The sequence below is a fragment of the Aeromonas sp. S41-2 genome (assembly GCF_027705845.1).
Taxonomy (GTDB): domain Bacteria; phylum Pseudomonadota; class Gammaproteobacteria; order Enterobacterales; family Aeromonadaceae; genus Aeromonas; species Aeromonas hydrophila.
This window is the reverse complement of record NZ_JAPDCG010000001.1, coordinates 488,218-503,574: the sequence shown is the minus strand read 5'-3', so window position 1 is coordinate 503,574 and position 15,357 is coordinate 488,218. Positions and strand designations below refer to the sequence as shown.

Sequence of the window (15,357 nt, the reverse complement as noted above, 5' to 3'; positions counted from 1 at the left end):
AGCGAAAAATGAAATGTTAGCACCATGTTGATTTATCTTTGGTGGGATTTTTGTTTTTTGTTTTACCTTATATTTATTGATAATGGAATTTATATGACAGAGCAGTTTGTACAGACAGTATCCAGCGTCAACTACAACAAGGGGATTTTTTCCCTCTATTTCGTCGGCCAGGATCCGCTCAAGATGGCGCAGGGCGTCATGGCAGAAAGCGACAATGAGCTGGCGCTGAAACAGACGGTGCACATGCCGGCAGCTGGCTTTATGTATATGGTTTCAATGATAAAAAACATGCTTGAAGATCCGCGCATGGCGGCCGAGTTCGACAAGCTGATTGCCGCTGGCCTGATCCCGGCCGCCCCCGCCGAGGTGCAGGAAACCGCTCCTGCCGCCACTGCACAGGCTGCGCCGCGCAAGAAGAAATAAGTTTCCGGTGTGGGGAGTCAATGCACTTGGTATTGCAACCAACGGAACCTAACTGGCAACAAAAACAACATATGTTGGGAGGTGTCATGCTGCTCAGTCAGCACTCCTCCCTGCACCGGCGTTATTCCGTCGCCGAGTGGCAGCAACGTATATTGCCAGCATTTGAATTGAACCAGTTCTGCTATTACGAAGACTCATGTGGACGCCCGGTTGCATTTTGCAACTGGGCGTTTGTCTCTTTATCCATTCGTGACACCTTGCTGGCCGCCGAGCGGGAGCTGATCCGTGAGGATTGGCAATCCGGCGACCACATTTTTATTCCGGAGATGATAGCGCCATACGGACACGCCCGCGCCGTGGTGAGCGATCTGCGTCGCCGGATATTCTTGCCATGGAAAGGGCAGCGGGTCTGCACAGTGCGCGGTCATGTTCATGCCGAACTTGGCCATTGTGTGCGCAGGGTGCAGTGGTTTTCCATTTAATCATAATGAGTTAATACATGGGAAAGAGTGTATGGAGAAGTATTGAGTACTTCTTTACCGGTAATTACACGGCAGATGACGGAAACAATGATATCGATGCCTATGGCCTCGGTGGCGTCATCCATGCCTATGGTGGTGACGACACCATCAGGGTCGGCTCCATCGGCGCCACCGTCTATACCGGTACGGGCAACGACAGCGTCTATGGCGGTGCTGCCTACCTCAAGGTGGTTGACGACTCCGGCAACCTGACCGTCAAGGGGGCGGCGGGCTATGCCGACATCAGCAAGTCCCAGTCCGGCAATGTCCATTTCGCCGGGGCCAGCGGCGCCACCAACATCGATCACCAGGGGCGCGACGGCGACATCCGCTATCAGGGGGCGGCGCTGGCCAACTTCCTGACCCGCAAGGGGATCAGCGGCAACGTCAGCTTCGAGGGGGCCGGCGGCTACAACAAGCTCTGGCACCAGACCGACCGCGGCGATCTGAGCTACAGCGGCGCCGGGGCGGCCAACAAGCTGGACCGCACCTGGCACAGCCAGTATCAAGGCTCGCAGGGCAACATCCACTTCTCGGGGGCCGGTGCGGCCAACATCATCAGTTCCCAGGTGGAGTCCGGCAACGTCACCCTGAACGGCGCCGGTGCCTACAACAAGGTGTTCCGCAAGGGGCGCGAGGGGGACGTCAACTTCAACGGGGCCGGCGGCTGGAACGAGCTCTCCCGCTTGCGCAACGAACAGGATGAGTACCTGCAGACCCGTGGCGACATCCGCTTCAACGGGACCGGTGGCTACAACCGGCTGCTGTCGGACGTGGCCGAGGGCAACATCCACTTCAAGGGGGCGGGGGGTTACAACCATCTCTCCCGCAAGGGCTCGGACAGCGACAGCTCCCCCTTCGCCGGCGCCCGTGCCGACGAGATCGCGTTGACCACCGCCACCATGGGCGGCAGCTGGATCAACCAGTCCCAGGCCGTTACGGCCATCAAGTCCAGCCTGCAGCCCAATACCTACCTGTTTGCCTTCTTTGACGGCATGTACACCAAGGTCAACCGGGTTGAGCTCTCCAACGATGGCGCGAACGGTACCCTGCACTATCACGCCACCTCCTGGTACAAGGAGGGCAATCACCTCGATGGCTTGGCCGGTCGTCAAATTGATGCGGGCAACGGCTTCGTCTCGACGCAAACCGACGGCGCCTATCGGTTGAGCGATCTGGTGTTCGAACGGCGTCAGCGCATCAAGCTGGAGGCGGTGGAAGCGGATCTGACTGAAAACAGCTGGATCAACTACGGTGGCGGGGTGAACGTGGCGGCTGCCGACGTGACGCTCTCCAGCGCCAAGATGAGCGGCTACGCCATTTTTGAGGATGGCACCAAGGTCGACGTGAACGCGGTGAAATCCCGGGCGCAGGCCAACACCTATGTGTTTGCCAAGCAGCTTGGTCCCTACACCAAGATAGTGGTGGTGGAGCTGGCCAATGATCGGGAGACCGGGGCGCTCAAGTACCTCGCCAAGGCCTGGTACAAGGAGGGCAACCACCTGGCGGGGCTGGCCGATAAGGTCATTTCGGAGCATACCGGCTTCACCGCCATGGGGACGGGGGGCTACTCCCTGAGCGAGGTGCGCTACCAGCTCGATACCGTCACGGCCGTGTCGGATCGACTGCCGGCCACCCGCGAGTTCTCCAGCCAGCCGTTGCTGCCTCGCCAGCAGAGCGGCGGCAAGAGCAAGGGCGACATCTTCTTTGACGGCGCCGGTGGCGGCAACGTCATCGAGTCCGACGTGACCGAGGGCAACATCCATTTCAACGGCGCCGGGGCGGCCAACGTGCTGATCAAGCGCGGCCAGCGCGGCGACCTGGTGTTCCGTGGGGCGGGCCTGGCCAACGTGCTGGTTCATCAGGGTGCCCAGGGCCGGATGGATGTCTATGCAGCCGGTGCGGCCAACGTGCTGGTGCGCAGCGGTGACGGCGAGTACCTGGCCCGTCTGCTGGCCTATGGCAACATCTCGGTACAGCAGGGCCGTGGCGACAGCCAGGTGGTCATGCTGGGCGGTTACAACACCCATACCCAGCTGGGCGACGGCCGCGGTCTGTGGCTGGCGGGGGGCGGCTTCAACCTGCTGACCCAGGTCGGCAACGGCCGGCTCGACGCCATGTCGGTGGGTGGGGCCAACGTGCTGACCAAGCTGGGTGCGGGTCAACTGACCGCCGGCCTGCTGGGCGGCGCCAACGTGCTGACTCACGTCACTCAGGGCGAGAAGGCTGCCGATACCCGCGCCGTGCTGCTGGGCGGAGCCAACGTGCTGACCAAGAAGGGCAACGGCAAGGTACAGGCGATTCTGGGGGGCGGCGCCAACGTGTTGACCCAGATTGGTCAGGGGGATACCCAGGCGCTGCTGCTGGGGGCTGCCAACGTGCTGACCCGGGTCGGTGATGGCGATCTCTCTGCGGTGATGCTGGGGGGCGCCAACGTGCTGACCCATGTCGGCAATGGCGACACCCTGGGCGTGATGGGGGCCGCTGGCAACCTGTTTACCAAGGTGGGCGACGGCACGGCGATTGCCGCCATGATCGGCGCCGGCAACCTGTTTACCCAGATAGGCCAAGGCGATGCCTGGGCCCTGATGGGCGGGGTGGCCAACGTCTTCACCAAGGTTGGCGATGGCAATGCGCTGGCGCTGATGGTGGCCAAGGCCAACGTCTTCACTCATATCGGTGACGGCCTGACCGTGGCGCTGATGCTGGCCCAGGGCAACCTGGCGACCAAGGTGGGCAACGGCATGACACTGGCCGCCATGGTGGGCAATGCCAACGTCTTCACCCACGTCGGTGCTGGTGAAACCTTCGCCGCCATGCTGGGGCAGGCCAACCTGTTCACCAAGGTGGGGGATGGCCTGACGGCCGCACTGATGATCGGCAAGGCCAACGTCTACAGCCACATCGGCAACGGCACCAGCCTGGGGTTGTTTGCCGGCGAGCTGAACGTGATGACCAAGGTGGGCAGTGGCACCACGCTGGCAGCCCTGTTCGGCAAGGCCAACATAGTGACCCATGTCGGCGGTGGTCTGACCGGGGTACTGGCGCTGGGCAAGGCCAACATCATCACCAAGGTGGGGGATGACTTCCTCGGTGCCATCGCCAAGGCCGATGCCAACGTGCTGACCCACGTGGGCAATGGCACCACCGCCGGCGTGTTGTGGGGCAAGGGCAACCTGCTGACCAAGATCGGTGACGGCACCACGGTGGGTCTGCTTATCTCCGAGATGGGCAACGTGATGACCCACGTCGGGGCCGGCAGCACCATCGGCCTGGCAAAGGGGCGTGCCAACCTCATCACCAAGGTGGGTGACGGGCTGGTGGTACAGGGCGCCTGGGGCGACGTCAACCTGCTGACCCAGGTGGGCAACGGCGATCGTTACAGCTTCGCCAAGGGTCGTGCCAACGTGCTGACCAAGGTGGGGGATGGCCGGGAAGTGGCCGTGCTGCAAGGGGAGGCCAACCTGGTCACCGAGGTTGGCAACGGCGACGGCTACACCGGTGCCTGGGGCAAGGCCAACGTCATCACCAAGGTGGGGGATGGCCGTCAGGTCGTGCTGGCCAAGGGCGATGCGAACATGGTGACCCAGGTCGGGGAGGGCGATGGTTATCAGGCGCTGCTCGGCAAGGCCAACATCGTCACCCGGGTGGGAGACGGCATCCAGGTCACCCTCGCCAAGGGGGAGGTCAACCAGACCACCACGGTCGGGGACGGCCTGAGCGTGACGGCCGCCTACGGCAAGTTCAACAACAACGTCAAGGTGGGCGATGGCACCACCATCAACCTGGCGTGGGGTGACTACAACCTCAACACCAAGGTGGGAGACGGCCTCAACGTCGCGGTCATGAAGGGCAAGGGCAATGCCAATGTCCAGATCGGCGACGGGCTCGACATCACGGCGGCCTATGCCCGTCACAACGTGGCCATCAAGATCGGCAACGGCGATTTCTACAGCCTGGCCATCGCCAGCAGCAACACCAGCAGCAACAAGCTCGGCACCCTGTTTGACAACATCAAGCAGACCCTGCTCGGCAGCGCGGGCAACCAGGCCATCAACTATCTGGTGCAGGGGGACGAAGAGGGCCCGCTCAAGGCGCCGCAAGCGGCCAGCCTGGGCGAGGTGCAGGGGCTCAGCGGCTTTGGGCTGGACGAGATTGGCGAGGTGAAGTCCTCCCTGGCCGGCAGTCTGACCGGCAAGGTGAGCCAGGCCGGCGAGCGCGACGAGCAGGCCATGGACAAGGCGCTGCAGCTCGATGAGCAAGGCCTGGCAAGGGGCGGTGAAAACCTCATCGTCAACGGCGATTTCGAGCGGGGCGCCCACGGTTGGCAGCATGCCGGCGCCGGGATTGAAGCCGATTTTTCCGCCGCCACCTACGGGCTGGCTGCCGACGGGCACGGTGCCCGGGTCAGCGAACTGTCGACTGACCGCAATACCCAGATTTCCCAGGATCTTGCCGGCCTCAAGGCGGGCGAGACCGTCAACCTGACATTTGATTTTGCCCGCCGGGCGAATATTTCCCTGCAACACGGCATCGAGGTGCTGTGGAATGGTGAGCGGGTGTTTGCCAGCGAAGGGGACGCCAGCAGCTGGCAGAGCAAGGCGCTGACGCTGACGGCCCGCGAGGGTCGCAACACCTTGGCGTTCCGCGGTATCGGTGAGAGCAACGGCCTTGGCTACCTGCTCGACAACGTGGTGGCCACCGCCTCTGGCAAGGCCGAGATCGGCCAGGTCAGCGCCCAGCTGGCGCAAGACGACAACGCGGCCCAGGCGAGAGGCGATCAGGCGAGTGCCGACGCCGACAAGCAGCGACTGGAGCAGGAGAAGGGGCAGCAGCTGGCCGCCATTGCCGGCACCCAGACCCAGCTGGAGGCCACCGATCAGCACAAGCTGGCGCAAAATGGTCAGGATCAGCGTGCCGCCATCGAGGCCGAGTCCCGCGAGATGACGGCGCAGCTCGATACGCTGGCGCGCCGCTTCGAGCAGGTCAGAGCGTCCGACGCGGCGAGCGAGCCGTCCGGTCAGCACTGGCGCACCGGCTTTGCCGACCGCCTGCTGAGCACGGTCCAGGAAGATCTGGACGATGCCGGCAACACGGCCGGCACGGCGATCGAAGAGGCCAGATCCCGCCATGAGGCGCAGCACCAGCAGATAGACATGGCGCTGGCCAAGTCCCAAACGGGTCAGCAGCGCAGCGAACAGCTGCAGGGTGACGCCGAGGCGGCGGGCCAGCACAGGGCTGCGCAGGCAGAACAGCGTCGTCTCGACGCGCTGGTTCGCCAGGGGGAGGCGACATCGCGGCAGCAGCAGGGCGAAGCGAGTGCCAGCCAGGCACAGCTCGCCGGCGAGCAGGCGGCCAGTCAGGCCGGCTTGCAGGCCAACCAGGCCAAACAGAATGCGGCGAGCCTCAAGCAAAGCGGCGACAAGCCGACCCGCCAGGGCGTTCAGTCCGGCCCGTCGACGGCAGCCGGGCAGCCCCTGTTGCAGACCGGCGAGCTGGATGTGCCCGCTGTCGGTACCTTGTCGGCTCCTGATGAGGTTCCTTCTTCGGCCATCGAAAGCGCCACCGGACTGAGCGAGCAGGAGCAGTCCGTCCTCGACGGAGCGCTGGCGGCGGTCAACCGGCTGCAGATCAATGCAGGCTCCCGTCAACCGGTGGCCCCGACTCCAACGCCGACCTCAACACCGAGCCAGGTGCAGCAGGAGGTGCAGGCGACAGCCGCGGCGACCAAACCGGCGCAGCAGCATGAGGTACTGGCCACGGCGGCCGTGGATCTCACCGGTCTGCATGGCCCCCGCCCGGGCAGCAAGGCCGTGCCTGAGTTCAGCAGCCACTTCGACGGCTCTTCCATCGGCATCGAGAACGAGCTGACTGGGCTGGTGGTGGCGTTGCCGAAGAACTCGGCACAAAAGTTTGGTTATGTGCACGATGCGGCAGGCAACCCGCTGTTCATGCTGACCAAGGACATGAACCAGGGGGGGTACACCAATCCCGCCGGGATCAGCGATGTCAAAGGGATCAACCAGTGGCAGACCCATACCATCGAGCTGGTGACCTATCCAAGCGAGATGCAGGATCAGCAGGCAGTGGAAGCACGCAAGGAGGCCATGCTCTGGCTTGCCAGAGAGTTCACCCAGCACATCGGCCAGACCAATCACACCAGACTGTCCGATCTCGTGAGCGAGGATGGCCGTTTCACCCTGGTCATCTCCAATGCCAACCACGTGATCGCGGCCGGCAATGGCGCCGCCCGTGACGGTCAGGGGCAGACCATCGGCATGACGCCGAGCGGCCAGCAGGCGACCGTGGCGGTCAGCGCCAAGGCATTTGGTAGCGGCTCTTCCCAGGAGATCCGGCTGCTGGAGTCCGCTCCCTGGTATCACCCCGAGCTGAAGGATCTGCTGTTGTCCAACACGGCCAATGTGCAGTGGGAGGATGCGGCCACCGCACAGAATGTGTTTGCCTACCTCACCTCCATCTACGGCAAGACGGCCGATCTGGCCCGGGAATACGGCATTCACATCAATGACTGGGATCCGCTGGCCGAGGGGATCACGCCCAACGCCCAGGGGTTGACCGATCCCAAGGTCAAGAATGCCTGGGAAATCTTGCCAAGAACCAAGCCGGTGGCCATGTTGGCCCTGCTCAGTGCCCATGACCGCAAGCTGGTGTCCGAGCAGATCCTGGCGACCCTCAAGTCGGCCTATTCACCGGCGCTGGCACAGAACATCTATGACTACTTCAAGTTTGGTGGCGAGGTGGCCGGGCATGGCATCAACAATGCGACCACGGGGGACAGCAAGCACCCCGAGCCGGCCATCCTGTTCGAGTTCCGCCAGGTACCGAACGAGCTGAGCCAGTTTGTGCCGAAGTCGGAATCGACCGCCAGGGTGGAGGTGAAGACCCTCGACCAGTTCGACCCGGTCAGCCGCCGCACCATAGTGGCGGCAGTGAACAATCTGGTCGAGCAGAGTGCGGACTTCGACAGCTGGTATCAGGCCTATCGGGAGCGCCAGGGATTGCCGCCGGTCAAGAATGCCAAGAAGGTGGCCTCTGCCAACCACAAGGCCGAGTGGGTGATGGCCAACCATGCCGAGGCATGGAGCCAGCTCACCGCCGAGCATCAAGCAGAGGTGACGAGCGGACTGCAGGCCTTGGGCGGCCACAAACCGGGAGACCGGAGCCCGGGCGTGGCGGATGCCGATACGGCCCCGCTGGACAAGCAGCCGCTGAACCCGCTGACCCGCTTCCTCAACGACAACCTCTACGGCACCCGCGATGAGCGGCGCCAGGTGGGCGACATCACCCGCCAACTGCTCGACCATGCGGTGAGCAAGGGCGAGGCTGAGCAGGTCACCCTGCAAGGGGATGCCGGCCGTCTGTCCGGTTACCTGCACAAGGGGGCCGAGCGGCCGGGGACGCCGCAGGATGGCAAGCCCGAGGTGGTGCTGTTCCTGCATGGTTCGGGTTCTTCCGCCGAGGAGCAGGCCGATGCGGTTCGCAGCCACTACCAGAAGCAGGGCATCGACATGCTGGCGGTCAACCTGCGCGGCTATGGGGCCAGCGACGGCGGTCCCAGCGAGCAGGGGGTCTACCAGGATGCCCGCACCATGTTCCGCTATCTGGTGGAAGAGCGTGGGGTGGCGCCTGGCAAGATCCTGATCCACGGCTACTCCATGGGCGGCCCCATCGCCGCCGATCTGGCCCGTTATGCCGCAGAGCAGGGCAAGCCGGTGGGCGGGCTGCTGCTCGATCGCCCCATGCCCAGCATGAGCAAGGCGATCACGGCCCACGAGCTGCCCAACCCGGGCGGTCTGGTGGGAGCGATCGCCAAGGCGATCAACGGTCGTTTCTCGGTGGAGAAAAACCTCGACGGCCTGCCCAAGAGCACGCCCATCATGCTGCTGACCGACAACGAAGGGCTCGGCAGTGAAGGGGAAAAACTGCGGGCCAAGCTGGCCGTGGCCGGTTATCAGGTCAGTGGCGAGCAGACCTTCTATGGCCATCTGGCCAGCAACCGCCTGATGGGCCAGTACGCCGAGCAGATTGTGGATGACTTGTTCAACCGCACGCCGTCGGCTGCAGACATTGAGGCGCCGCTCAAGGGCATCGAGGGCATCAGGCGCGATCTCAAACGCTATCAGGAGGCGCTCGCCCCGCAGGTGGGCAGCAATGGGGCGACCAGAGACATCCGTACCACCAAGGCCTTCCTGGCCGGGTATCAGCAAGGGTTGGCCGGCAAGGTGGTCGAGGGCTTCCAGCCCGACATGAGCATGACCCAGCTGGTGGACCTGTTCGTCCAGCCGAGCCTGTCGCCACAGCAGCAGGGGGCGCTGGCCTGGGAGATCGAAAACCGGGCGCTCAAGAGTACCATCAAGCCCAGGATTGAGCAGTCCAACCGTCTGTTCCGCGACGTGGCCTCACAAGGTGGCACGGATCCGCATGCCAGAGAGCATCTGGCTCCCCAGCTGTTGCTGCTCAATCTGGCGGATGACGGCTTCGGTGGTCGCTGCGATCCCCTCTCCAAGCTGGTGCTGGTTGCCAAGCAGCTGGAGAGCGAGGGGCAGCCCGAGCTGGCGCGGCGCATGATGGAGAAGCTCTACTCCGCGGCGGCGGTCATCAACAACCCGGATCGCTACTCGGCAACCGAGCTGGGCAATGCCCGCAAGCTGGTGGGCAGCCTGGCGGAGATCCATACCAATACGCCTGCCGCCTACAACTACGACAGCCTGCGCAGCATCAAGTACGACATCGTCAAGGAGAAGTGGGAGGGCAAGAACGCCATCTCCCTCGACACCGTGCTCACCAAGCTGACCGCCAAGGGCAGCGATGCGCCCGTGTTGCTGGAGCTGGATGCACCGGGCCACGCCATGGCGGCCTGGGCCAAGCAGGGAGAGTCTGGCCGGATCTACGGCTTCTACGATCCCAATGCCGGCATCGTCGAATTCTCCTCCGCCGAGAAGTTTAGTCGTTACATGACCCGCTTCTTTGGCAAAGAGGGGCTGGACATGGCCAGCGGCTACCACCTTAAGCCGGGGCCGGACGGCAAGCCACTGTTCTTCAGGGTCAGCGAGATGAACGGCGCCGAGCTCGCCCGCTTCAAGCCGTCCAAGGATCTGGCCAACAAGGTCACCCTGCAGGAGATCCTGCAGTTGCCGGTATTTGACGAGAGTCCGATGGCGGAGCTGCCGGGCAAAACGGTGGTGACGGAGCGCACAGCCAAGCTGTTTGCCGACGTCTACAGCCCGGATGAGCTGAAAAAAGCCGCCCAGGTCTTTGCCAAGCCCATTGGCGAGTCTTATCAGCAGATCCTGGATCAGCTCGCCACGCTGCACGGTGCCAGCGGGCAGGCCAAGATAGAGGCCGCATTGCGGTTGAACAATCTGATCGACGACTACCTGGTCAAGCACGAAGGTTCCGGCAGAAACCCGGCGCTGAGCAAGCTGCAGAGTCAGCTTCACGGTAATCTCTATCACGGCGAGCTGGCCTCGTTGCAGACCGAGGTGACGGCGCTGGCCAAGACCCGCCCGGACCTGGCTGCCATTGTCATCGGCAAGGCCGCCGAAGAGGCGCAGGGCCAGCATCCGGGTCTCACCCAGATGGTGCTGCGCTGGGCGGCGCAAGACCCCTATCTGGCGGCCAAGGCTGGATACCAGGGGGGCGTGCCGGTGGATTTGCCGTTTGATGCCCGCTTCCACATCGCGCTGGGCGAACACCATGGTGACCTGAAGAAGTGGCTGACCGAGTCCCAGGGGAAAGGGCTGCTGAGCCGGGCCGTGCTGGACGACACCCGCAAGGTGCTGCATCTGGGTTACTCCTATCAGGAGTTGCAGGACATGACGGGGGAGCAGTCCGCCCAGATGGCGGTCTACTTCATCAAGGAGGCTGCCAAGCAGGCCGCACCCGGTTCGGAGCTCTCTGCCGAGCACATCATGCTGGACAAGTTCGGTGACCGCCGTTACCTCGGTGAGCTGGAGTCTCGCCGCATCGAGCAGATCGAGAACATCTATCACAGCAGCAAACAGGCCGATGCGGCTGCCTGGGATGCCCGCTATGGTGGCGACGCCCTGCGGACGCTGAACGCGCAGCTGGATGGGGATAGCACGCTGGCCGGACAACTGGCACGCCTGCTGGATAACCGCAATGGCCTGCTCATTGGTGAAACCCATGGCAGCGATGTCAACGGCCTGCGGTTTGTCAATGAACAGATGGATGCACTCAAGGCCCAGGGCGTGACCGTCATCGGCCTGGAGCATCTGCGTGGTGAGCTGGCGCAGCCGCTGATCGACCGTTATCTGGCGGGGGGGGAAATGTCTCCCGAGCTGGCGACCATGCTCAAGAGCAAGCACCTGGAGCCCTCCCTGTTCGAGCGGGCCCGGGAGCGGGGGATGCGGATCGTGGCGCTGGACGATGGCAGTACCGCCAGACCCGTCATCGGCGGGACCGAGCACGGCCTGATGTACCGGGCCGGGGCAGCCAACAATGTCGCCGTCGACGTACTGGGCCAGCTGCCAGCTGGTGAGAAATTCGTCGCCATCTACGGCAGTGCGCACCTGGCGTCCCACAAGGGGATCGAAGGCTTCGTGCCCGGCATCACCCATCGCCTGGGTCTGCCGGCCCTGAAGGTGGATGCGGGCAATCGCTTCCATCTGCAGGCGGATGATGTCAGTCAGCGGGTCGAGTACGCCGATGTCGGCAGGAAGTGGACGCCGCCGGCGGCGCTGGATGGCGCGGATCAGCCGGTTCGCAACCAGCGGGTCGAGCAGTGGCAGCGACCTGAGGTGGTGCCGGGCAGTGAAGGGGGCGAGACCCGCTTCACCAGCCAGATCATCATCCAGACCGAAGATGACCCGGTGGCCGCCAAGGCCGCGGCCAGCCTGGCCGGCAAGCACCCCGACCGCAGTCTGGTGGTACAGCTGGATGTGGATGGCAACTATCGGGTGGTGTATGGCGACCCTGCGCAACTGGCCGGCAATATCCGCTGGCAGGTGGTGGGGCATGGCCGCGATGCGGACGGGCAGAACAACAGCCGTCTCAGCGGCTACAGTGCCGATGAGCTGGCCGGGCATCTGCGCCGCCTGGGCGATCGTCTGCAGCAAGAGGCTGGCGTGACCACCAAGCCGAGCCACATCAGTCTGGTAGGTTGCTCCCTGGTGAGCGACGACCTGCAGACCGGTTTTGCCCGCCGCTTCATCCAGGCGCTGGATGGCGAAGGGATCCGTACCCAGGTCTCGGCCCGCAGCAGTGAAGTGGCGGTCGATCAGGGTGGGCGCAAGCATACCCGCAATGAGGCGGATGTCTGGGCCCGCAAGGTGGCAGCCAACAAGGTGGTGCTGACTCTGGATGACGCCGGCGAACCCGTGGTGCACAACGAACGGGTGCGCGGCGGTGTGGCCGAAGGGGATATCGTGCTGGCCAAGGTGGGAGAGAGCGAAAGCCGTGCCCGGGGCGCCATTGCCGACAACGACGAGACCTTCGTCGCACCCGACAAACAACGCCAGCCGGAAACGGCCTCGAGCCAGGCCGACAATGCGGTCAGCTACTCGGGCAACATCCAGGTCAACGTGGGGGATGGCGAGTTCACCGCCCTCAACTGGGGGACCACCAACCTGGGGGTCAAAGTGGGCACGGGCGGCATGAAGTCGCTGGCCTTCGGCGACAACAACGTCATGGTGCACATCGGGGATGGCGACAGCAAACACAGCGTCGACATCGCCGGCTACCGGGCGCTGGAAGGGGCCCAGCTGTTCGTGGGGCAACGCAACGTCAGCTTCAACCTGGGGCGCAGCAACGATCTCATCGTGATGCTGGAAAAATCCATCCCCACTCCGCCGCTGGTCAACCCGTTTGGCGGGGCGGCCCGCATTGCCGGCGCCCTCCAGCAGATCGCCGGTGACGGTGCCAAGCCGGATTGGGTGGCCAGCCAGTGGGATCAGTGGACCCTGGCCGGTGCTAACAAGTTCGTGGCCGACATGGCCGGTCTGGATCAGACCAGCAGCGTCGAATACGGCTCGCTCACGCGTCTGGACAGCGACCATGATCGCAGTAGCCGCGGGCTCAAGAGCGACCTGGAGGCAACCCTCAACAAGGAGTTCAACAAGCGGATCTCGGGCGGCGGTCAGGGCGAACAGGGACCGTTGAGCCGGGCGGACAAGCTGCGCCAGGCCAACGAGAAGCTGGTCTTCAACTTTGCCGTGGCCGGTCAGGGGGCCGATATCCAGGTCACCACGGGCAACTGGAACTTCGTGTTTGGTGACAACATCCAGGCGATCCTGGACACAAACCTGGGCTCCCTGTTCGGGCTGATGACCCAGGAGTTCACCGCAAGCGGGCAGGCGAAAACCACCTTTACCTTCACCCCGACCGATCTGCCGCGCCAGCTGCAGAACCGGTTGCTGGGGCGCCTGGCAGGGGTGGGGGCCGATACCACGCTGGCGGACATCTTCGGCGTGGATTACAACGCCCGTGGCCAGCTGGTGGCCCGGGATGGGGCGGCCATCGATGCACCGGCCCTGTTGCAGGAGATGTTGGGCGTCATCGCCGAGTTTGGTGGCGATCAGCTCAAGAGCCTGACCGATCCGGCCAAGTGGCTCGATCAGCTCAAAGCCGGGCTGGATCTGGGGGAGGATGCCCTCAGCAGCTTTGCCCGCAGCCACGGTCTGCAGGATGAGGCTCCCGAGGAGGCCAAGTCCGGTACCGTGACGGTGCAGCAGGGGAACGACGCCAAGCCGGCGGCGCTGCCGGCCGCCACCGAGGAGCGGGCCTTCGGCTTCAATGCGCTGAGTCTGCCCAACCTGTTTGCCACCCTGTTCAACCGGGACAAGCAGGCGGAGGTGGTGGCGCTGGCCAGCAACCTCAAGCAGAACCTGACGGCCGATCTGCTCAACATGAAGGAGCAGACCTTCGACTTCCTGCGCAATAGTGGTCACCTGCAGGGGGATGGCGACATGCATGTCTCCCTTGGCAACTACAACTTCAACTGGGGGGGAGACGGCAAGGATCTGGGGGCCTACCTCGGCGACAACAACAACTTCTGGGGTGGCCGCGGGGACGATGTCTTCTACGCCACCGGGACTTCCAACATCTTCACCGGCGGTGCCGGTCAGGATACCGGGATCATGATGGGCCGGGAGAACATGATGTTTGGCGGGCAGGGGGACGATGTCGCCGTGCTGGCCGGCCGTGTCAACCGCGCCTTCATGGGGGAGGGCAACGATCAGGCCTTCATCTTAGGGGAAGAGGGCATAGTGGAAGGGGGGGCCGGCCAGGATTATCTGGTGACCTCCGGCAACTACAACCAGATAGATGCCGGCGCGGATCAGGACTTCACGGTGACCATCGGTCATCACAACCAGATCCGGCTCGGAGAGGGCGACGACTTTGCCATGGTGTTTGGCAATCACAACCGCCTGCTGGCCGAACATGGCAACAACCAGGTCAAGCTGATGGGCTATCACGCCACCATTCGGGGCGGTGACGGCCAGGATCGGTTGATCGCCGATCAGGTCGCCAAGTTCAGCCAGCTCGATGGCGGCGCCGGCGATGACCTGCTGGTGCTGGGCGGTTACCAGAACCAGTTCAGCGGTGGCACCGGCGTCGACAGCTTCGTGTTCAGTGGCGCCGTGATAGAGAACCTGGTGCAGGACATCGGCAAGGAGGACTTCATCGTCTTCAACGACGTCAGCTGGCGGGATCTCTGGTTCAAGCGCAGCGGCTACGATCTGCAACTGCTGGTCAACCGTCACACCGACGGTACCAGCGAGCAGGGCAAGTTCGAGCAGCTGGGCAGTGCCACCTTCAGCAACTACTTCGCCGACAACCGGGCCCAGCTGGTGATCGGGCTTGGCGAGCAGCAGGCTGACGGCGAGCGCAGCTACAGCGCGCTCTCCCATCAGGCGGTGGACAAGCTGATCCAGGCCATGAGCAGCTTCGCCCCCGAAGCGGGCGACATGGGTCTGCTCAACCGGCTCGACAGCCAGGCCAACAGCCTGGTGCAGTCGGCCTGGGGTGATGTGATCCAGGGCAAGGGCCGGGTCGCCTGAGCGACCTGACTCCCTCCCGTTAGGTAAAAACCTGCTCTTCGGAGCAGGTTTTTTTATTGGAAAACGGTGGACGCGAGCCTCCTTGGCGGTGCGTGACGACGGGAAGGCGCGCCTGGGCTACCGGCTCCTTAGCGCAGCCTGCTCGACGCCCATCACAGGCTCTGCCAACGGATGGGGCTGCACCTGCCTTTTCAGGCATGGCCAGCTTCCGCTCCCCGGCTGGTTATGATATCCATTCGGTAACCTGGTCTGGGGCAGACGAGTCCTGGAGACTCGCTACCGCCGAGGCCGACGTCCGCTGGTGCGACCCTGGGTTTCGCCTTGCCGTGTTCATCCTTCCCCTGCTGGTCAGGGGTCATAGGCAAAAGAGG

Annotated in this window: 3 protein-coding genes; all 3 read left to right on the top strand. The window is 63.7% G+C overall.

The window, feature by feature from the left end; translation table 11 throughout:
* Positions 1-24 precede the first annotated feature (24 nt).
* The 3 genes from rtxH to rtxA are packed head-to-tail and all read left to right on the top strand — an operon-like array spanning position 25 to position 14,986.
* Positions 25-423, top strand: a complete 399-nt coding sequence (rtxH, locus tag OKC44_RS02275; protein ID WP_270810789.1) for a protein RtxH — start codon at positions 25-27, stop codon at positions 421-423.
* Between the two features lie 20 nt (positions 424-443).
* The gene (rtxC, locus tag OKC44_RS02270) at positions 444-905 is read left to right on the top strand and encodes an RTX toxin-activating lysine-acyltransferase RtxC (RefSeq protein WP_161772470.1); all 462 of its coding nucleotides are present in this window, start codon (positions 444-446) and stop codon (positions 903-905) included.
* 17 nt (positions 906-922) lie between these two features.
* Positions 923-14,986 (top strand): MARTX multifunctional-autoprocessing repeats-in-toxin holotoxin RtxA, encoded by a 14,064-nt coding sequence (gene rtxA, locus OKC44_RS02265; RefSeq protein ID WP_270810786.1) that lies wholly within the window; start codon positions 923-925, stop codon positions 14,984-14,986.
* The last annotated feature ends 371 nt before the right edge of the window (positions 14,987-15,357 follow it).